The sequence below is a fragment of the Frondihabitans sp. 762G35 genome (assembly GCF_002074055.1).
In the GTDB taxonomy this organism is placed as follows: domain Bacteria; phylum Actinomycetota; class Actinomycetes; order Actinomycetales; family Microbacteriaceae; genus Frondihabitans.
The window spans coordinates 2,301,428-2,319,572 of sequence record NZ_CP014619.1 but is presented as its reverse complement, the minus strand read 5'-3'; the positions used below and the strand labels follow the sequence as shown (position 1 = coordinate 2,319,572).

At 70.6% G+C, this 18,145-nt stretch carries 21 protein-coding genes; 16 read left to right on the top strand and 5 right to left on the bottom strand.

The features are described 5' to 3' along the window. The first annotated feature begins 40 nt into the window (after positions 1-40). Positions 41-874: a pyrroline-5-carboxylate reductase gene (proC, locus tag AS850_RS11045; protein WP_119869165.1), complete on the top strand. Its 834-nt coding sequence runs from the start codon at positions 41-43 to the stop codon at positions 872-874. A 333-nt stretch (positions 875-1,207) separates the two neighbouring features. Here proC and AS850_RS11040 read toward each other — a convergent pair whose 3' ends face one another. Next, positions 1,208-1,879 carry a potassium channel family protein gene (locus AS850_RS11040; protein ID WP_119869164.1) on the bottom strand — a complete coding sequence of 224 codons (672 nt, stop codon included), beginning with the start codon at positions 1,877-1,879 and terminating at the stop codon, positions 1,208-1,210. Next, a complete protein-coding gene (locus AS850_RS11035) occupies positions 1,872-3,284 on the bottom strand; it encodes a TrkH family potassium uptake protein (RefSeq protein ID WP_119869163.1) in 1,413 nt (470 codons plus the stop codon). The genes AS850_RS11040 and AS850_RS11035 overlap by 8 nt, the downstream gene beginning before the upstream one ends. A gap of 120 nt (positions 3,285-3,404) precedes the next feature. On the opposite strand from AS850_RS11035, the gene AS850_RS11030 reads away from it, so the two are divergent. The 5 genes from AS850_RS11030 (at position 3,405) to AS850_RS11010 (ending at position 5,116) form a co-directional block, all read left to right on the top strand. Then, positions 3,405-3,884, top strand: a complete 480-nt coding sequence (locus AS850_RS11030) for an ArsR/SmtB family transcription factor (RefSeq protein WP_119869162.1) — start codon at positions 3,405-3,407, stop codon at positions 3,882-3,884. 155 nt (positions 3,885-4,039) lie between these two features. Beyond that, positions 4,040-4,234 carry a helix-turn-helix domain-containing protein gene (locus AS850_RS11025; RefSeq protein WP_119869161.1) on the top strand — a complete coding sequence of 65 codons (195 nt, stop codon included), beginning with the start codon at positions 4,040-4,042 and terminating at the stop codon, positions 4,232-4,234. A gap of 122 nt (positions 4,235-4,356) precedes the next feature. After that, positions 4,357-4,455: a 30S ribosomal protein bS22 gene (locus tag AS850_RS11020; RefSeq protein WP_003792170.1), complete on the top strand. Its 99-nt coding sequence runs from the start codon at positions 4,357-4,359 to the stop codon at positions 4,453-4,455. A 98-nt stretch (positions 4,456-4,553) separates the two neighbouring features. Continuing rightward, a complete protein-coding gene (locus tag AS850_RS11015) occupies positions 4,554-4,817 on the top strand; it encodes a glutaredoxin family protein (RefSeq protein ID WP_119869160.1) in 264 nt (87 codons plus the stop codon). Beyond that, positions 4,814-5,116, top strand: a complete 303-nt coding sequence (locus AS850_RS11010) for a Dabb family protein (protein WP_119869159.1) — start codon at positions 4,814-4,816, stop codon at positions 5,114-5,116. Before AS850_RS11015 ends, AS850_RS11010 begins: the two co-directional genes overlap by 4 nt. Before the next feature lie 57 nt (positions 5,117-5,173). Here the strand turns inward: AS850_RS11010 and aspS are convergent, their stop codons facing one another. Then, the gene (aspS, locus tag AS850_RS11005; RefSeq protein WP_119869158.1) at positions 5,174-6,502 is read right to left on the bottom strand and encodes an aspartate--tRNA(Asn) ligase; all 1,329 of its coding nucleotides are present in this window, start codon (positions 6,500-6,502) and stop codon (positions 5,174-5,176) included. A 105-nt stretch (positions 6,503-6,607) separates the two neighbouring features. Between aspS and AS850_RS11000 the strand changes: the two genes are divergently transcribed. From AS850_RS11000 to ccsB, 5 genes are read left to right on the top strand one after another with little or no spacing between them, the layout of a single operon-like run. Then, positions 6,608-7,249 carry a histidine phosphatase family protein gene (locus tag AS850_RS11000; protein ID WP_119869157.1) on the top strand — a complete coding sequence of 214 codons (642 nt, stop codon included), beginning with the start codon at positions 6,608-6,610 and terminating at the stop codon, positions 7,247-7,249. A gap of 4 nt (positions 7,250-7,253) precedes the next feature. After that, positions 7,254-7,856, top strand: a complete 603-nt coding sequence (locus tag AS850_RS10995; RefSeq protein WP_119869156.1) for a TlpA family protein disulfide reductase — start codon at positions 7,254-7,256, stop codon at positions 7,854-7,856. Positions 7,857-7,901: 45 nt separating this feature from the next. Then, a complete protein-coding gene (locus AS850_RS10990; RefSeq protein WP_119870269.1) occupies positions 7,902-8,621 on the top strand; it encodes a cytochrome c biogenesis CcdA family protein in 720 nt (239 codons plus the stop codon). Beyond that, the gene (gene resB, locus AS850_RS10985) at positions 8,605-10,323 is read left to right on the top strand and encodes a cytochrome c biogenesis protein ResB (RefSeq protein ID WP_119869155.1); all 1,719 of its coding nucleotides are present in this window, start codon (positions 8,605-8,607) and stop codon (positions 10,321-10,323) included. Before AS850_RS10990 ends, resB begins: the two co-directional genes overlap by 17 nt. Further along, positions 10,320-11,309 (top strand): c-type cytochrome biogenesis protein CcsB, encoded by a 990-nt coding sequence (ccsB, locus tag AS850_RS10980; protein ID WP_442856889.1) that lies wholly within the window; start codon positions 10,320-10,322, stop codon positions 11,307-11,309. The genes resB and ccsB overlap by 4 nt, the downstream gene beginning before the upstream one ends. Before the next feature lie 51 nt (positions 11,310-11,360). On the opposite strand, the gene AS850_RS10975 is transcribed toward ccsB, so the two are convergent. Further along, positions 11,361-12,353 (bottom strand): o-succinylbenzoate synthase, encoded by a 993-nt coding sequence (locus AS850_RS10975; protein WP_119869154.1) that lies wholly within the window; start codon positions 12,351-12,353, stop codon positions 11,361-11,363. Between the two features lie 42 nt (positions 12,354-12,395). On the opposite strand from AS850_RS10975, the gene AS850_RS10970 reads away from it, so the two are divergent. From AS850_RS10970 to AS850_RS10960, 3 genes are read left to right on the top strand one after another with little or no spacing between them, the layout of a single operon-like run. After that, positions 12,396-13,304, top strand: coding sequence for a 1,4-dihydroxy-2-naphthoyl-CoA synthase (locus tag AS850_RS10970; RefSeq protein WP_119869153.1), 909 nt, complete (start codon positions 12,396-12,398; stop codon positions 13,302-13,304). 17 nt (positions 13,305-13,321) lie between these two features. Further along, positions 13,322-14,482 (top strand): AMP-binding protein, encoded by a 1,161-nt coding sequence (locus AS850_RS10965; protein WP_119869152.1) that lies wholly within the window; start codon positions 13,322-13,324, stop codon positions 14,480-14,482. 9 nt (positions 14,483-14,491) lie between these two features. Beyond that, positions 14,492-15,445 (top strand): 1,4-dihydroxy-2-naphthoate polyprenyltransferase, encoded by a 954-nt coding sequence (locus tag AS850_RS10960; protein WP_335589167.1) that lies wholly within the window; start codon positions 14,492-14,494, stop codon positions 15,443-15,445. 57 nt (positions 15,446-15,502) lie between these two features. On the opposite strand, the gene AS850_RS10955 is transcribed toward AS850_RS10960, so the two are convergent. Then, on the bottom strand, positions 15,503-15,799 hold the full coding sequence (locus AS850_RS10955; RefSeq protein ID WP_119869150.1) for a DUF4229 domain-containing protein: 297 nt from the start codon (positions 15,797-15,799) through the stop codon (positions 15,503-15,505). Between the two features lie 110 nt (positions 15,800-15,909). Between AS850_RS10955 and AS850_RS10950 the strand changes: the two genes are divergently transcribed. Further along, complete coding sequence (locus tag AS850_RS10950) at positions 15,910-16,275, top strand: PLD nuclease N-terminal domain-containing protein (RefSeq protein WP_119869149.1); 366 nt, start codon at positions 15,910-15,912, stop codon at positions 16,273-16,275. Next, positions 16,275-18,092 (top strand): 2-succinyl-5-enolpyruvyl-6-hydroxy-3-cyclohexene-1-carboxylic-acid synthase, encoded by a 1,818-nt coding sequence (menD, locus tag AS850_RS10945; RefSeq protein WP_119869148.1) that lies wholly within the window; start codon positions 16,275-16,277, stop codon positions 18,090-18,092. Before AS850_RS10950 ends, menD begins: the two co-directional genes overlap by 1 nt. The last annotated feature ends 53 nt before the right edge of the window (positions 18,093-18,145 follow it).

Sequence of the window (18,145 nt, the reverse complement as noted above, 5' to 3'; positions counted from 1 at the left end):
TCGTCCCCGCCTCCTGCAGACGCAATCCTAGGATGGACCCATGACCACGACGCTGCCCGCGACCGCGATTCTCGGAGCCGGATCGATGGGGGGAGCGATCCTCGCCGGGCTGCTCCGGCCCGACGTCCTGGTCGAGGGCGGGATCCGCGTGACCAACCGCACCGAGGCCAAGGCGGCGGCCCTCCGTCACAGCGGGGTGACGTCGCTGGCGCTCGAGACCGACGCGCAGGCGAACGCCTCGGCCGTGATCGGCGCGAAGCTCGTCCTGATCGGAGTGAAGCCCCACATGGTCGTCGACCTCCTCCGCGAGATCGGGCCGGTGCTCGAGCCGGGCACCGTGGTGGTGAGCCTGGCCGCGGGCATCACGACCGAGACGATGGAGGCCGCTCTGCCGGAGTCGGCGGTCGTGCTCCGCTCGATGCCGAACACCCCCGCCGTCGTGGGGCTGGCGGTGACGGGCCTCGCGCCCGGCAGCCGGTCCTCCGACTCCGACCTGGCCCTCGCCCGCAGCCTGTTCGCCTGCGTCGGCGACGTCGTCACGGTCGAGGAGGACCGCATCGACGCCCTGTCCACGATCTCCGGCTCGGGGCCGGCCTACGTCTTCTACCTGATCGAGGAGATGACGCGCGCCGCCGTCGACCTCGGTTTCAGCGAGCAGCAGGCCGCGACGATGGTCCAGGGCACCTTCCGGGGCGCGAGCGAGCTCCTCGCCGCCGACGTCATCGGCCCCGAGGAGCTGCGCCGCCGCGTGACGAGCCCCAAGGGCACGACCGAGCGCGCCGTGGAGGTGCTGCAGGGCGCCGGCCTCCACGAGCTCTTCGGTCGAGCGTCGGCTGCCGCGCTGGCCCGCGCGCGGGAGATCGCCGCGCAGTAGCGTCCGCCGCGGGCGCTGTGCGCCCCGCCTGTGCTGCCTGCGCTGCCCGTGCTGCCTGTTCTGCCCGAGCGGCGAGACTCCACGACTCGCCACTCACTTTCTTCCGACACGCCCAAACGTGGAGTCCCGCGCGGTGCGGAGAAGGCTCGACAGTGGGAGACTCCACGATTTACGCCTCGCGGGAAAGATGAGCGGCGTGTTGTGGAGTCGCGCGCGGAGCGGAGAAGGCTCGGCAGCGGGAGACTCCACGATTTACGCCTCGCGGGAAAGATGAGCGGCGTGTTGTGGAGTCTCGGGACGGGCCGGGCTGGGCCGGGCCGGGCCGGCGCAGCCCTACGCGTCGAGCGCCGAGAACCGCTCCAGATCCGTCTCCGTGCCGCTCACGATGAGCAGGTCGTGGGTCCCCACGACCGTCTCCGGCGACGCCTCCTGGAACGCGCCCCCGGGGGTCTTCACGCCGACGACGGTGACGCCGTACTTCGTGAGGATCTTGGACTGCGCCAGCGGGACGCCCCGCACGAAGCGCGGCGGGTACATCTTCACGATCGCGAAGTCGTCGTCGAACTCGATGTAGTCGAGCATCCTGCCGCTGACGAGGTGGGCGACGCGCTCGCCGGCCTCCGCCTCCGGGTAGATGACGTGGGTGGCGCCGATGCGGGTGAGGATCTTGCCGTGCGACTTGGAGATCGCCTTCGCCCAGATCTGCGGGACCTCGAGGTCGACGAGGTTCGCCGTGATGAGGACGCTGGCCTCGATCGACGAGCCGACCGCCACGACGGCGATGGCGAAGTCGCGGGCACCGATCTGCTGGAGCGCCTCCATGTTGCGCGCGTCCGCCTGCACCGCGTGCGTGACGCGGTCGGCCCACTTCTGCACCAGCTCGAGGCTGCTGTCGACGACGAGCACCTCGCGGTCGAGCCGCTCGAGCTGCCCCGCGGTCGCGGCTCCGAACCGGCCGAGACCGATCACGAGGACCGGGGCGTCGTGGGGGATCCGGTCAACCAACGATGGGCCTTTCTTCCGGTCGCGTGAACAGCTGTCGCCGCTGGCTGTTGGCCAGGGCGACGGCGAGAGTCACTGTACCAACGCGCCCCATCCACATCGTCACGGCGAGCACGTACTTCGCCGGGTCGGGGAGGTCGCCCGTGAGACCGGTCGACAGGCCGCAGGTCGCGAAGGCGGAGATCACCTCGAAGAGGACGTGCGACAGCTCCGCCTTGGTGATCTGCAGGATCACGATCGTCGCCACGGCCACGATCGTCGCGCCCCAGAGCGCCACGCTCACGCTGAGGCGGAGGACGTCGCTCGGGATCTTCCGGCCGAACGCCTCCATGCTCCGCTTGCCGCGCGCCTCGGCGACCGCCGCCAGGAACAGGATGGCCAGGGTCGTCACCTTGATGCCGCCGGCCGTGGAGGCGGAGCCGCCGCCGATGAACATCAGCATGTCGGCCACGACGAGGCTGGAGTCGTGGAGCTGGGCGATGTCGACCGTCGAGAAGCCGCCGGACCGCGTCATCGTGCTGAGGAAGAGGGAGCCGAACACCGTCGGCCAGGCCTCCTTGCCGCCGAACGTCTCCGGGTTGTCGAACTCCAGCAGCATGAACAGCCCCGTCCCCGCGACGAGCAGGATGAGCGTCGTCACCAGCGTGAGCTTGACGTGCAGCGACCAGCGCCTCGGGTGCAGCGGGTTGCGCGTGATCGCGTAGATGACGGGGAAGCCGATGCTGCCGAGGAAGACCCCGAGCATCAGCAGCGCCAGGAAGAAGTCGTCGTTCGCGAACGGCTCGAGCCCCGCCGCGTTGGGGGTGAAGCCGGTGTTCGTGAAGGCCATCGCCGCGTAGTAGAAGGAGTCGAGCAGGGCGTCGCGGAGGGGGATGCCGTCGATGAGCATGCGGGGGATGAGGAGCACCCCGATCACGAACTCGATCGCGAGGGCGCTCACCGCCACCGTCCTCAGGAGGCCGCCGACCTCGCCGAGACGCACGGCCTGCCCCTCCGGCACCGGCCCCGCGTGAACCCGGAGCGGGTTGGTGTCGCTGGCCGCCATGAGGCGGGAGCGGAGTCCGAGGCGCCGCGAGACGACGAGACCGAGGATCGAGGCCACGGTCAACACGCCGATCGCCCCGATCTGCACGCCGACGAAGATCACGACGTGGCCGAAGACCGACCAGTGCGTCGCCATGTCCACCGTCGCGAGGCCGGTGACGCAGATCACCGACACCGCCGTGAACAGCGAGTCGGCGACCGGCGTGATCCGGCCGTCGGCGGCGCTGATGGGCAGCATGAAGATGCCGGTGAACACGAGGATGAGCGAGGTGAAGATGAGGATCGCGAAGCGCGCCGGCGACCTGCGGCTGACGTCGTCGACGGCCTCGCGGAGAGCGACGAGCGGGGGGCGTCGGCCGGGCATCCTGCGGGAGCCCGTGATCGGGGTCCTCGTCGACGGTGCTGTCGCCACCCGGCCTCCCGATCCGTCGCCACCCAAGAATCGTCATGGTACTACCGGGTTTCCGTCAGTAGCCTTGCGCCTATGGCCGACATCTTCGCCGTGATAGCCGACCCGACGAGGCGAGAGCTGCTGCGCCTCCTGCTCGACCGCAGGCCCGACGGGGGCGAGAGCAGCGTGGGCGAGCTGGTCACGGCCCTCGGCCTCAGCCAGCCCACCGTGTCGAAGCACCTCCGCGTCCTCCGTGACGCCGGTCTCGTGCACGTCCGCGAGGAGGGGCAGCACCGCTTCTACAGCGTCGACGAGGAGCCGCTCAGCGAGGTCTCCACCTGGTTGGCGCCGTTCCTCGGCGTCGTCGAGACGGCACCGCAGGATGCCCGCGACCTCGCGTCCCTTCCGCCCTGGACGAGCCCCGTGCCCGTCCCCGCACCCCTCCGCCGCGCCGCGGAGAACCTGCCCGCGGCGGGCGACGTCGGCACGAGCCTCGGCCGCGCGGTCGCGCAGGCGCAGAGCCGGATCCTCGATCCCGTGAAGAAGCGTCTCGGGCGCGCCGACCACCCCTGAGGACAGCCGGACCCGGCCACCCGAACGGGGCGGCTCCGTTCCCTTGCACGCCAGTCACATGCGCCCCTAAAGTAGCCACGAGGCACACGAGTAACACTCAGGAGGCCCCAAGCAGCCCCCGGCCACGTGCGTCGGGCCCGAACCCGAGGCAGGACATGTCGGACGACCTGACAGATGTGCGTTTTCTTACGGTGGCGGAGGTCGCCGACATGATGCGCGTGTCCAAGATGACCGTGTACCGCATGGTGCACTCCGGCGACCTGCCCGCGATCCGCTTCGGCCGCTCGTTCCGCGTGCCGGAGACCGCCGTGGCCGACGTCCTCAAGCACGGGGTCGCCGACGTCGGCTGACGCCGGGGGGCACCGGTTCGTCTTTCGCCGCCGTCGCGACTAGACTGACGCGAGGCATTTTTCCGCGGTTCTTGATGGGCCCGGTTCCAAAGGTCCAATCGAGAAGTCAGTGAGGTTCCCCTATGGGTTCTGTTATCAAGAAGCGCCGCAAGCGTATGGCGAAGAAGAAGCACCGCAAGCTGCTTCGCAAGACGCGCCACCAGCGTCGCAACAAGAAGTAGAGATCGTCGAAGCGCCCGGCCCTGTGCCGGGCGCTTCTGCGTTCCCGGAGGCGCTGGCGATACCAGGGAGGCGCTGACGACGGGGCTAGGCTTCTGCCGTGCTCGAGATCACGCTCCTGTCGAAGCCCGGCTGCCACCTCTGCGACGACGCCCGCACGATTCTCGCCGGCGTGCTGGCGGAGGAGGAGTTCGGACTCCGCTTCGACGAGCGGTCGATCCTCGACGACCAGGCCCTGGCCGACGAGTACAGCGAGGAGATCCCGGTGGTCCTCCTGGACGGCCGCGTGCACACCATCTGGCGGGTCGAACCCGACCGCCTCCGCGCAGCGCTGCGCGTTGCCCTCCGAAAGGACGCCCCATGACCGTCAAGCACATCGTCATCTGGAAGGTCGCCGCCGCCGACGAGAACGAGAGGGCCGCGGCGATCGCCCGGATCCAGGGGTTGCTGACCTCGCTCGTCGGCCAGATCGACACCATCCAGAGCCTGACGGTCGGGGTCAACGGCATCTGGCCGGAGAAGAACGCCGACGTGACGATCGTCGCCGACTTCGCCGACTTCGAGGGGCTCGAGACGTATCAGAACGACCCGCGTCACCTCGAGGTCGCGGGGGAGATCCGCGCGCTCGTGAGCGAGCGGACCTCCATCGACTACGAGTACTGAGCGCAGGGCCCGGGCCCGGGTCTGAGGCCTCGGGCCTCGGACCTCGGCCCCCGAGCCCTACGGCTCGAGGCGCGTCGGCCCGCGGAACAGGTAGGTCGTCTCGCGGAGGTTCGGCAGGCGCAGCATCAGCATGAGGACGCGCGCGAGGCCCATGCCGAAACCTCCGTGCGCCGGGACGCCGTAGCGGAAGAAGTCGAGGTATCCCGACAGCTCCTCCGGGTCGAGGCCCTTCTCGACGGCGTTGGCCGTCAGGACGTCGACGCGGTGCTCGCGCTGGGCGCCCGTGGAGATCTCGACGCCGTTGAAGATGAGGTCGTAGCTGTTGGTGAGCGTCTCGTCGTCGGCGTGACGCATGTGGTAAAACGGCCGGATGCTCGCGGCGTAGTCGGTCAGGAACACGAACTCGTGCCCGAACGTCTCGGCCACGTGGGCGGCGATCTGTCGTTCGCCCTCGGGGTCCATGTCGTCGTCGGCGCGGGGCACCTCGTAGCCGCGCGAGGCGACGATCTCCTTGGCCTCGGCGAGGGGGATGCGCGGGAACGGCGCCGTCGGCACCTGGAGGTCGATGTCGAAGAGGGCCTTGATCTCGTCGCCGTGCTTGTCTTTCACGGCCTGGAAGCCGCGGACGAGGAGCTCCTCGTGCATGGTCATCACGTCTTCGTGCGACCGGATCCAGCTTATCTCGGCGTCGACGGAGGTGAACTCGGTCGCGTGGCGGCTCGTGAAGCTCGGGTCGGCGCGGAAGGCCGGCCCCACTTCGAACACGCGGCCGAAGCCGGCGGGCTGCGCCATCTGCTTGAAGAACTGCGGGCTCTGGGCGAGGTACGCGGAGCCTTCGAAGTAGTCGATGCGGAACAGCTCGGCCTTCGACTCGGACGCGGACGCCATGAGCTTCGGCGTGAAGATCTCGACGAAGTCGTTCTCGTACCAGTAGGAGCGCCACGCGTGGAGGAGCGTCGTCTGGATGCGGAAGATGAGGGCGTTCTTGGGCACGCGCAGGTCGAGGAAGCGCCAGTCCATCCGCTTGTCGATGCCTGAGTCGTCGGCGATCGGCGTCTCGGCGATGGCGGGGGCGGCGACGTCGATCGACGCCACCTTGATCTCCACTCCGCCGAGCTTGACGCGCTCGTCGTGCTTCAGCTCGCCCGTGACCGTCACGAACGTGCCCTGCGCGAGCGCGGAGATGGCCTCGGAGACCTCGGTCGCCGTGGCCGCGCCCTCCTCGTCGAAGCTCCTCGGCGACACGAGCTGGACGGCACCGGTCTCGTCGCGGAGCACGACGAACTGCACCTTCTTCTGATCGCGGACCGTCTCGACCCATCCGGAGACGGAGACGGGTCCGTCGGTGGCGGCGGCGAGGCTTTTGATGAGGGTGCGTGTGGTCACGGTAGACCAGCTTAGTCGGGCTCGATCTCTCGATCCCGAGCTACCCCCACCTGGGGAAAACCCCGGTGGGAGGTGGGCATGGCGGCGCAATCTACACTGGATGCCGTGCCCGCGTCCCAGATCCACCTCGTCCGCCACGGCGAGGTGTACAACCCCGAGGGCGTCCTCTACGGGCGCATCCGGGGGTTCGGCCTGAGCGATCTCGGGCACCGGATGGCCGAGCGTGCCGCCGAGAGCCTCCTCGGAGAGGGCGCCGACGTCACCGGGCTCATCGCCAGTCCGCTCCAGCGCACGCAGGAGTCGGCGGCCCCGTGGGCGCGCGCGACCGGCCTCGAGATCCTCACCGACGAGCGCCTGATCGAGCCGACCAACAAGTTCGAGGGGCGACGCTCCACCTTCACGAAGGCCCTCGCGACGCCCACCGAGTGGCCGTGGATCGCGAACCCGCTCAAGCCGAGCTGGGGCGAGGCCTACGTCAAGATCGCGGCGCGGATGCTCGCGGCCGTCGACAGCGCCTGGCGGAGCGTCGACGCCGGCGAGGTCGTCCTCGTCAGCCACCAGCTCCCCATCTGGATGGTGCACCGCAGCGTCGCGGGGCAGCGTCTCTTCCACGACCCGCGTCATCGCCGGTGCACGCTCTCGAGCATCACGACCTTCGAGCGTCGCGGCGACGCGTTCGCCGAGGTCGGCTACCGCGAGCCCGCCGCCGACCTCCGATCCACCGCCGTCGACCGAGGAGCCGTCTGACCCCGTGAGAGCCACCCCGTCCCGTCTCGTCCGCCTCGCCATCGTGGTCGGTGTCGCCGCCACCGCCCTCACCGGCTGCTCGAAAGACACCCTCGCCCAGCAGTACGGAGACGGCACGACGAAGAACTACGTCTCCGGCGACGGCACGGTGACCGAGATCAAGCCCGCCGACCGGACGAAGCCGATCGAGTTCACCTCGACGACCGACCAGGGGAAGAGCATCTCGCGCAGCACCTACGAGGGGAAGGTCGTGGTGCTGAACTTCTGGTACGCGTCGTGCCCGCCCTGCCGCATCGAGGCTCCTGCGCTCGAGACCCTGAGCAAGAAGTACGCGTCGCAGGGAGTGCAGTTCATCGGCGTGAACGTCCGTGACGAGGCCGACACCTCGCGGGCCTTCGCGCGCTCGTTCAAGATCAGCTACCCGTCGGTCGTCGACACCGCCGACGCCAAGGTGCAGCTCGCCCTCGCCGGTCAGCGCGGCCCGAACGCCACGCCCACCACGATCGTCCTCGACCAGAAGGGTCGCGTCGCCGCCCGCGTGCTGGGCGAGGTCAACGAGAACGTCCTCGACACCCTCGTGGGCGACACCGTCGCCGAGGGCAAGTAGGTGTATCAGGGCAACCCGTTCTTCGAAGCCGTCACCAGCGGCCAGATGCTCGTCGCCCTCCCGGTCGCGCTCCTCGCGGGCATCCTGTCGTTCGTGTCGCCCTGCGTCCTGCCCCTCGTGCCCGGCTACCTCGGCTACGTCGGCGGGCTGACCGGCACCGCGCAGGATGCCCGGGGCAAACGCCGCGACCGCGTCCGCGTGCTCCTCGGCGTCCTGCTCTTCATCCTCGGCTTCACGGTCGTCTTCGTCGCGTTCAACACCGCGGCCGGGGTCCTCGGCTCGTTCTTCCTCGAGTGGCGCGGCCTCATCACGCGGATCCTCGGGGTCGTCGTGATCCTGATGGGACTCGTGTTCATCGGCAACTTCCCGCTGTTCCAGCGCACCTCGAAGCTCCGGATCAGCCCGAAGACGGGCCTCATCGGGGCACCGCTGCTGGGGATCGTGTTCGGCCTCGGCTGGAGCCCGTGCCTCGGCCCGACCCTCGCCGCGATCACGGCGCTCTCCTACAATTCGGGCTCGGCCTGGCAGGGCTTCGTGCTCGGTCTCTTCTACTGTCTCGGCCTCGGCGTGCCGTTCCTCCTCGTGGCCCTGGGCCTCGGCTGGATGTCGCGCTCGATCGCCTTCGTCAAGCGGCACATCCGTGCCGTCAACCTGCTGGGAGGCAGCATCCTCGTGCTGATCGGTGTGCTCATGGTCGCCGGGGTCTGGACCGACCTCATGTCTCGTCTCGGGGCGGTGATCGCGACCTATGGCACCGTCGTCTGACACCCCGAAGAACGGTCCCGCCGCAGGCAGGCCCGACGACGCGATCGCCGAGGCACGGACCGACCGGCCCGACGACCACATCGAGGCCTCGGGCGACCCGGATCCTGCGATCACCCAGCCCCGGCTGGGCCCGATCGGCTACGCGCGGTTCTTCTGGCGGCAGCTGACGAGCATGCGCACGGCGCTGTTCCTGCTGATGCTGCTGGCCATCGCCGCCATCCCCGGGTCGCTGGTGCCCCAGCGAACCTCCGACCCGAACGGCGTCGTCCAGTACAAGACGGACCACCCGCAGCTCTACCCGTTCCTCGACCACCTCGGACTGTTCGACACCTACTCGACGCCGTGGTTCTCGGCGGTCTACCTCCTCCTCTTCATCTCCCTCATCGGCTGCATCATCCCGCGCACGAAGCACCACTTCGACGCGCTCCGCGCCCGCCCGCCGAAGACGCCGGTGCGCCTGTCGCGCCTCGTCGGGTTCCAGGCGCACGACGTCGCGGTCGACCCGGAGTCGTCGTCCTCACCCGTGACCGCGCAGTCGGCCATCGCAGCGGCGAAGGCGCAGCTCCGGCGGGCCGGCTACCGCACGGAGGTCTACGGCGACTCGGTGAGCGCCGAGCGCGGCTACCTCCGCGAGACGGGCAACCTCGTCTTCCACACCGCCCTCCTCGGAGTGTTGATCACCGTCGGCATCGGCGGCGGCTTCGGCTACACGGGACAGCGCGTCGTGGTCGAGGGCCAGTCGTTCTCGAACGTCCTCGGCTCGTACGACTCGTTCAACCCGGGTCGGTTCTTCAACTCGGCGCAGCTCGCGCCCTACAACCTCAAGGTCGACTCGTTCACGGCGAAGTACGACTCGAGCAGGACGTCGGCCCGCGGCACCCCGATCGACTACACGGCCGACGTGACCACCCAGATGCAGGGCGGCTCGCCGGAGAACAAGACCATCAAGGTCAACTCCCCGCTCTACATCGGCGGCACCAACGTCTACCTGCTCGGCAACGGCTACGCCGTCGACGTCACGGTGCGCGACGGCAAGGGCAACATCGCCCTCAAGGACTCCATCCCGTTCCTGCCGCAGGACAGCAACAACACCTCCATCGGCGTCATCAAGGTGCCAGACGCGAGCCCGAGCCAGCTCGGCATGATCGGGTTCTTCTATCCGTCGGCGGAGAAGCTCGCCTCGGGCGCTCTCGCGTCGAACTTCCCCGACACCCTGAACCCGGTGCTCAGCCTCAACGTCTTCTCCGGTGACCTCGGGCTCAACGACGGCGTGCCGAAGTCCGTCTACGCGCTCGACACCGACGGTCTCACCCCGATCGCGGGCACCGACAAGAAGGCCCTCGAGAAGTCGATCGAGCTGAAGCCGGGGCAGACGGTCGACCTGCCGAACGGACTCGGCTCCATCGAGTTCAACGGCGTGAAGCGCTTCGCGTCGCTCGACATCCACCACGACCCCTCGCAGATCTGGGTGCTGGTCTTCGCCATCCTCATCGTCCTCGGCCTCCTGACCGGCCTCTTCATCCCGCGCCGCCGCGTCTGGGTGAAGGCGGTCGAGGGCCCGGACGGTCTCCGCCTGGAGTACGCGGGCCTCGCCCGGGGCGAGGATCCCAACCTCGAACGAGCCGTGGGTGACTTGGCGAAAAGACATCTCACCGCTCTCGGAGCGAGCCCCGCCTCCAATCGACGTAAGGTAAGCGCGTGACTCCTGCAGAGCTCTCCACCTACTGCCTCTATGCCGCGTATTCGGCGATGGCGATCTACGTGATCTCGTTCGTCGCGTTCGCCCTCGATCTCGCCAAGCGCTCCGGCGACGCACAGATCGCCGCGACCGCCGCCCTCCGTGCCAAGACGCGCGGCGTGGTCTCCGGGCGGGCAGGAGGCTCGGGCGTCGCCGTCCTCGAGCGCACCGACGTCGACACCGGCGCCGACGCCCCGCGCCGCTCCTCCACCTTCGAGCGCCTCGGTTTCTCGATGATGGCCCTCGGCCTCGTGGTCCACATCGTCGCCGTGGTCCTCCGCGGGCTCGCGGCCGACCGGGTGCCGTGGGCCAACATGTTCGAGTTCGGTCTGACGGGCACCGCCCTGATCGTCGCCGTCTACCTGCTCGTCAACCTCTTCGTCAACGTTCGGTACCTCGGCGCCTACGTCCAGGGCCTCAACCTCGTCCTGCTCGGCGTGGCCGTCGTGAACTTCTACGTGCCGGTGAGCCCGCTCGTCCCGGCTCTGCAGTCGGCCTGGCTCGTCATCCACGTCTTCGTCGCGTGCCTCGGCACCGCGTTCTTCGCCATCGCGGCGGGCCTCTCGGCCGCGCAGATCATCCAGGTCCGTCGCGAGGCGTCGAAGGCCGCCGGCCTCAAGCTCTTCGACACGCTCCCGGGCGCCGAGCGTCTCGAGGACCTCGCCTACCGCATCGCCCTCGTCGGCTTCGTCCTCTGGACGTTCACGCTCATCGCGGGTGCCATCTGGGCCGAGAAGGCCTGGGGTCGGTACTGGGGCTGGGACACCAAAGAGGTCTGGACCTTCATCATCTGGGTCATCTACGCCGGCTACATCCACGCCAGGGCGACGCGCGGCTGGCGCGGTGCCCGGTCGAGCTGGCTGTCGCTCGTCGGCTTCGCCGCGGTCATGTTCAACTTCTCCGTGGTCAACCTGTTCTTCAAGGGTCTGCACGCCTACTCGGGCATGTAGTCCCCGGGTGCGGTCGTCCGCGCCTCCTGACGCGTTCGCCTCGGCGAGCGGTTATCGGGCGGCGAGCACGCCGTAGCAGGCGCGGGTCCGCTCCACCCACCAGTCCCGGCGGTCCGCAGGAGCCGCGTGCTCGCGCAGCAGGTCGACGTCGGCCTCCACGCGCCGCACCTCGATCGCCCCGTCGACCGGCAGCAGCGGCTCCCGCGTGACGTCGGCCACCAGCATGGCAGCCGTGCCGAGCCCGCAGGCGTGCGCCAGCTCCGGCAGCGCCGCCGCGAGGTGGGCGCCCATGGCGAGCCCGACCGAGGTGTCGATCGCGCTCGACACCACGGCGGGCAGCCGGGCGTCCCGCACCAGTCGGACGGCGGTCGCGACGCCCCCGAGCGGCTGCGCCTTGACCACGAGCAGGTCGGCCGCTCCGGCGCGGGCCACCGCGAGCGGGTCCGCCGCCCGGCGGACGCTCTCGTCGGCCGCGATCGGGAGATCGAGCCCGGCATCCCGGAGGCGCGCCCGGAGCTCCGCCAGCTCGGGAACCGTTCGGCACGGCTGCTCGGCGTACTCGAGTGCGAACGGGGCGAGAGCGGTCAGGGCCTCCTGCGCCTCGTCGACCGACCAGTTCGTGTTCGCGTCGACCCGCACGCGGCCCCGGTCTCCGACCCACGCGCGGGCGGCCCGCACCCGGGCGACGTCGTCGGCGAGCGTCTGGCCACGCTCGGCGACCTTGACCTTGACGGTCCGGCAGCCGGGATAGCGGTCGAGGATCGTCGGGACGAGGTCGGCGTCGACGGCCGGGAGGGTCGCGTTCACCTCGATGCGATCGCGGAGCGGGGCGACCTCGTCTCCCCAGCCGAAGTCGACGGCGGCGGCGAGCCAGGCCGCGGCCTCGTCGGCCTCGTACTCGACGAAGGGGCTGAACTCGGTCCAGCCGCGCGGTCCCTCGACGAGGAGGGCCTCGCGCGCATCGACCCCGCGGAACCGGTTGCGGAGCGGCAACCGCACCACGTGGGCGTCGCGGAGGAGGTCGTCGAGAGGGGGCAGGAGCATGCGTCCAGTCTGGACCAGGGGGTGCGTCGCTAGGCTGGCGGCATGGCTGAAGGCGTATCCGACCTGTTCGATCCGAGCGAGTGGCGCGAGGCCTCCGGAGCGGGTGAGCTCACCGACATCACCTACCACCACGACGTCCGCGGGCAGGTGGCTCGCATCGCCTTCGACCGGCCCGAGGTCCGGAACGCCTTCCGTCCGCAGACGGTCGACGAGCTCTACCGTGCGCTCGATGACGCGCGGATGAACCCGCGGATCGGCGTCGTGCTCCTCACCGGCAACGGGCCGAGCGCCAAGGACGGCGGCTGGGCGTTCTGCAGCGGGGGAGACCAGCGGATCCGCGGTCGCGACGGCTACAAGTACTCCGAGACCGAGAACGCGGTGAACGACCCGGGTCGTGCGGGTCGCCTGCACATCCTCGAGGTGCAGCGCCTCATCCGGACCATGCCGAAGGTCGTCATCGCCGTCGTGCCCGGCTGGGCGGCCGGGGGCGGGCACTCGCTCCACGCCGTCTGCGACCTCACGATCGCGAGCCGGGAGCACGGGAAGTTCAAGCAGACCGACGCCGACGTCGGCTCCTTCGACGGCGGCTACGGGAGCGCCTACTACGCGCGCCAGATCGGGCAGAAGCTCGCGCGCGAGGTCTTCTTCCTCGCCGAGGAGTACTCCGCGCAGCGGGCCTACGAGATGGGCGCGGTCAACGCGGTCGTCGACCACGCGGAGCTCGAGGTCGAGGCCCTGCGCTGGGCGCGGATCGTCATGACCAAGTCGCCCACGAGCATCCGGATGCTGAAATTCGCCTTCAACGCCGTCGACGACGGGCTCGTCGGCCAGCAGGTCTTCGCCGGAGAGGCCACACGCCTCGCCTACGGGACGGACGAGGCCGTCGAGGGCCGCGACTCCTTCCTCCAGAAGCGCGAGCCCGACTGGTCGCCCTACCCCTGGCAGTTCTGACGAGCCGAGATCTCCCGATGACCCACCCGCTCGTCGCCGTCGACGCCCGCTCGCCCGGCGCCGTCCTCGAAGCCCTGCGCGATGCCCTCTCCGGAGGCGACGCCGTCAACCCGCGGGTCGACGGCGACGTGCCGTCCGACCTTCCCTCCCGGGTGGAGAAGCGGATCGCCCTCGTCATCGAGACGAGCGGCTCGACCGGGCGCTCGAAGCGCGTGGCCCTCTCCGCAGGAGCCCTCCTGGCGGGAGCCGCCGCCGCCGACCAGGCCCTGGCGGGCCCGGGCCAGTGGGTCCTCGCCCTCCCTGCGCACTACGTCGCCGGCACGAACGTCCTCGTCCGCTCCCTCGCCACCGAGACGGCGCCGGAGCTGCTGCCCGTGGGGCACTTCTCGGCCGCGGCGTTCTTCGCGGCGGCCGACCGGCTCGACGCGCCGGTGCGGTACACGTCGCTCGTCCCGGCGCAGCTCACCACCGTGCTCGACGCGGCGCGGCCCGGAACGGAAGAGGACCGGATCCTGCGCCGCTTCGACGCGATCCTCGTGGGCGGCCAGGCGACGCCGGCGTCGCTGCTGGCGCGCGCGCAGGAGTCGGGGGCCCGGGTGGTCCGCACCTACGGCTCGAGCGAGACCAGCGGCGGCTGCGTCTACGACGGCGTGCCCGTGGGGCGCACCCGCGCGACCGTGGTCGACGGGCAGCTCGAACTCACCGGCCCGACGCTGGCGGAGTACTACCTCGGCGATCCGGAGCGCACCGAGGCGGCCTTCGTCGTCCGCGACGGCACCCGGTGGTACCGCACCGGCGACGCGGGCGAGGTCGACGTCGACGGGCGCGTGACCGTGACGGGGCGTCTCGACGACGTCATCGTCTCCGGCGGCGAGAAGGTGTCGCTCGGCGTCGTCGAGCGCGTGGTTCAGGGGTTCCCTGGCCTCGCGGGCGCCGTCGTCGTCCGGGCGCCGCACGCGCGCTGGGGCGAGGTGCCCGTGGTGGCGCTCGCGCGCGACACCGCCGAGGAGCCGCCGGGTCTCGACGCCCTGCGCGCGTCCGTCGTCGAGGTGGCCGGCCGCGCCGCGGCTCCCGATCGCCTCCTCGTCGTCGACGCCCTGCCGCTCCTGCCGTCCGGGAAGCCCGACCGGGTCGCCCTCACGAGGCTGGCGGCGGAAGCGTCGAGCCCGGCCCCGTAGGATTTGCCCGTGGCGAAGACCAAGACGAAAAGCACCAGGAAGCCGGGCCGACCCGGAGGCCGACCGGGTCGACCGGAGGTCCGTCCGGCGACGGCCTCCGACTGGATCAGCGGTGCCCGCCCGCGCACCCTGACCCTCGCGGTGGCGCCGGTCGTCCTCGGCAGCGCCTCGGCCTTCGAGCAGCACGACTTCCAGCCCGTGCTGGCCGTCCTCTGCCTCGTGGTCGCGCTCTTCCTGCAGATCGGCGTCAACTACGCCAACGACTACTCGGACGGCATCCGCGGCACCGACAAGTACCGCGTCGGTCCCGCCCGCCTCACCGGAGCGGGCGTCGCGAACCCGAAGACGGTCCGCACGGTGGCGTTCGTGTCGTTCGGCGTCGCCGCAGCGGCCGGTATCGCCGTCATCGTCCTCAGCCACTTCTGGTGGCTGGCCCTCGTCGGAGTCGCCAGCGTCGTCGCCGCGTGGTTCTACACCGGCGGTAAGCGCCCCTACGGCTACAACGCCCTCGGCGAGGTCTTCGTCTTCGTCTTCTTCGGGCTCGTCGCGACCGTCGGCACCAGCTACGTCCAGTCGGGGTCGCTGACCTACCCGACGGGTCTCGTGGCGGCCGTCATGATCGGCCTGTTCTCCTGCGCCGTGCTGATGGTCAACAACATCCGCGACATCGAGCAGGATGCCCTGGCCGGCAAGCGGACGCTGGCCGTCGTCCTCGGGCAGCGCGGTGCGCGCGTGGTCTACGCGCTCTTCCTGATGCTGCCGTACGTGCTGCTCGTCTACTTCGTCGTGTTCACGTTCGGGGGCGGCTACCCCTACTTCACGCTGCTGCTGACGCTTCCGGCGCTCGTCATCGGCGTGACGGCCAAGACGGCTCCGGAACTCATCCTCGCGCTCAAGCTGTCATCGTTCGGAGCGCTGGCGTTCTCGCTGGCGCTCGCCGCGGTGATCTTCTTCCTGCCGTAGAGATCCGCTCCGGAGTCGGTCGTCCGGAGTCGGTCGTCCGGAGTCGGTCGTCCGGAGTCAGTCGTCCTCGGCGGGAGCCTGGCGCCGCGCCGGACGGGCGACCCGGGGCGAGCCGTCGAGAGCGGCGTCCTCCTCGTCGGCGTCGTCGTCGCGCTCGGGTGCGGCCCGGCGGCGGGCGATCGTCTCGGCGACGCCCGAGCGGAGCCGGCCGAAGAACAGGTACGAGAGCACGAACGCCAGCACGGCCGCGACGATGGCCGCCACCGGCACCGTGAAGGTGAGGAGGCGGAGCAGCAGGAACAGCACCGCGAAGGTGCCCACCCGGGAGAGCGTGTAGAGGATCGTGGCTTTCACAGCTCGCAGTTTACGGTCCGGCGACCCGCAGCCCGCCGAGAGTCTCGACCTCGGGTAACGGTCCAGCCACGACACCGGCATCGCCCAGGATGCCCGCCTAGGATTCGAGCATGGTCAAAGGCCTGATCGTTCTGATCGTTGCGGCGGTCGCCTTCGTCGTGTTCGCCCTCGTCGACTGCCTCACTTCCGACAGGGCCCGCATCCGGTCGCTCAACAAGGGCTCCTGGGCCCTCGTGATCGTCCTCCTCCCCGTGGTGGGCGGCATCCTCTGGTTCCTTCTCGGCCGCGTAGGCCAGGCCGGCACCGGGCGGCGCACCGTCGCCCCTGACGACGACCCCGACTTCCTCGGTCGCCCCGCGCAGCCGGTGAGCGACGCCGACCGCGAGTCGCTCGACGAGCGCATCCGTCTCCTCGAGGAAGATCTCGCCGAGCACGACGACGACGGTCCCACCTCCACGCGGGGCCCGAAGAAGTAGTGGCAGAAGACATCAGCGCTGGCAGCGCCCTCTCGGGCAGCGCCGCGACCGACTTCGCGGTCCGCCTGTTCGTCGAACTCGAGGCCGCGGGTGTTCGCGACGTCGTCCTGAGCCCGGGCTCCCGCTCGCAGGCGCTCGCCCTCGCCGCCGCGGAGTTCGAGCGCGAAGGTCGCCTGCGGCTCCACGTCCGCCTCGACGAGCGCTCGGCCGGCTTCCTGGCGCTGGGGCTGGCGATCGAGTCGGGCGTACCCAGCGCCGTCGTGACGACCTCCGGAACGGCCGTCGCCAACCTGCATCCTGCGGTTCTGGAGGCGCACCACTCGGGCGTTCCCCTGATCCTGCTGACCGCCGACCGTCCCGTGGAGCTCCGCGGGATCGGCTCCAATCAGACGACCCACCAGCCCGATCTCTTCGGCCCCGCGCTCCGGATGCTCCGCGACGTCGAGGCGCCCGTCGAGGGCCGGGTCGACGTCGATGTCGTCCGCGCCCTGGCCCGCGAGGCCGTCTCGGCGGCGCTCGGCCGGTCGGGGTCGCCCGATGCTCCGCCGTCGCGCGGTCCGGTCCAGCTCAACGTCGCCTTCCGGGAGCCGCTCTCCGCACCCGTGAGCGCCCTGTCCGCTCGCGCGGCCGATCCGGGCGCAGGAGCCTCGGGCCAGGCCTCGGCCACGCCGCCCCACGACCTCGCGGTCGACGCGACCCCCACCACCGTGGTCGTCGCCGGCCACGCGTCCGGCCCGATCGCGGAGGAGACCGCGCGTCTCCTCGGCGCGCCGCTCCTCGCCGAGGTGTCGAGCGGGGCTCGCTTCGGGCCGAACGCCGTGCCGGCCTACCGGCAGCTGCTCGACGATGCGGAGTTCGGCGGCCGCATCCGACGCGCGATCGTCTTCGGTCACCCCACCCTGTCGCGGCAGATCCCCGCTCTGCTCAAGCGGGCGGGCGTCGAGGTGATCGTCGTCCGCGGCGGTGCGCCCGAGGCGTACGACCCGTCGCGGAGTGCGACCGTCGTCGAGAGCGTGCGGGTCGTGCCCGCGGCTCCTGCCTCTCCCGAGGAGGTCGATTCCGCTCCTGGAGCCTCGCCCGACGACCGCGAGCACCGCGCCTGGGTCGGCCGCTGGGTGCACGCAAGCCGTTCGCTCATCGTGGACGACGACACCGCTCCCGACGTCGAGGCGTCGCGCTCCGACGACAGTGCGACGCGAGCGGCTTTCCTCCGCTCCGAGGTCGAGGCGATCCGTCGGCCCGTCACGAGGCGATCGCTCGTCGAGGCCCTCTGGCACGTCACCTGGCCGCACGACCGTCTCGTGCTCGGGGCCTCGCGCCTCATCCGCGAGGCCGACTCGGTCGTCACCGGCAAGCGCATCGCCGTCCACGCCAACCGCGGCCTCGCGGGCATCGACGGCACCATCGCGACGGCGACCGGCATCGGGCTGGCCTCGCAGGCGGGCGGGACGCACGGCATCGACGGCCTCGACTGGCAGGCCGGCGACCGCGGGGTCACGCGACTCCTGGTCGGTGACCTGACCCTGCTCCACGACGCCGGGTCGCTGCTCTTCGGCGAGGGCGAGGCGAAGCCGCGGATCCAGGTCATCGTGGGCAACGACGTGGGCGGCACGATCTTCGACGGCCTGGAGGTGGCCAAGGTCGCACCGGCCGACGCGATGACGCGGGTGCAGCTCACACCGCAGCCGGTGTCGTTCGAGCACCTGGCGCGCGCCTACGGGTGGGAGTACGTCCGAGCCACGACGCGGGGCGAGCTCGACCAGGCGCTCGTGGGATCGCGCGGGCCCGTGCTCATCGAGGTCCCACTGGAGCGCTGACGGGTCGTCCGGGGTGCGGAGTCGGCCCCGGCTGTCGGCCCGCAGGGATAGGG

Bases quoted from the DNA above. Each gene is read 5' to 3' on its own strand.
- AS850_RS11030 (WP_119869162.1), top strand. From the start codon at position 3,405: ATGGCCGACATCTTCGCCGTGATAGCCGACCCGACGAGGCGAGAGCTG.
- AS850_RS10970 (WP_119869153.1), top strand. From the start codon at position 12,396: ATGGCTGAAGGCGTATCCGACCTGTTCGATCCGAGCGAGTGGCGCGAG.
- AS850_RS10990 (WP_119870269.1), top strand. From the start codon at position 7,902: ATGCTCGTCGCCCTCCCGGTCGCGCTCCTCGCGGGCATCCTGTCGTTC.
- AS850_RS11025 (WP_119869161.1), top strand. From the start codon at position 4,040: ATGTCGGACGACCTGACAGATGTGCGTTTTCTTACGGTGGCGGAGGTC.
- AS850_RS11035 (WP_119869163.1), bottom strand. From the start codon at position 3,284: ATGCCCGGCCGACGCCCCCCGCTCGTCGCTCTCCGCGAGGCCGTCGAC.
- AS850_RS11010 (WP_119869159.1), top strand. From the start codon at position 4,814: ATGACCGTCAAGCACATCGTCATCTGGAAGGTCGCCGCCGCCGACGAG.
- resB (WP_119869155.1), top strand. From the start codon at position 8,605: ATGGCACCGTCGTCTGACACCCCGAAGAACGGTCCCGCCGCAGGCAGG.
- AS850_RS10965 (WP_119869152.1), top strand. From the start codon at position 13,322: ATGACCCACCCGCTCGTCGCCGTCGACGCCCGCTCGCCCGGCGCCGTC.
- AS850_RS10950 (WP_119869149.1), top strand. From the start codon at position 15,910: ATGGTCAAAGGCCTGATCGTTCTGATCGTTGCGGCGGTCGCCTTCGTC.
- AS850_RS11020 (WP_003792170.1), top strand. From the start codon at position 4,357: ATGGGTTCTGTTATCAAGAAGCGCCGCAAGCGTATGGCGAAGAAGAAG.
- AS850_RS10975 (WP_119869154.1), bottom strand. From the start codon at position 12,353: ATGCTCCTGCCCCCTCTCGACGACCTCCTCCGCGACGCCCACGTGGTG.
- proC (WP_119869165.1), top strand. From the start codon at position 41: ATGACCACGACGCTGCCCGCGACCGCGATTCTCGGAGCCGGATCGATG.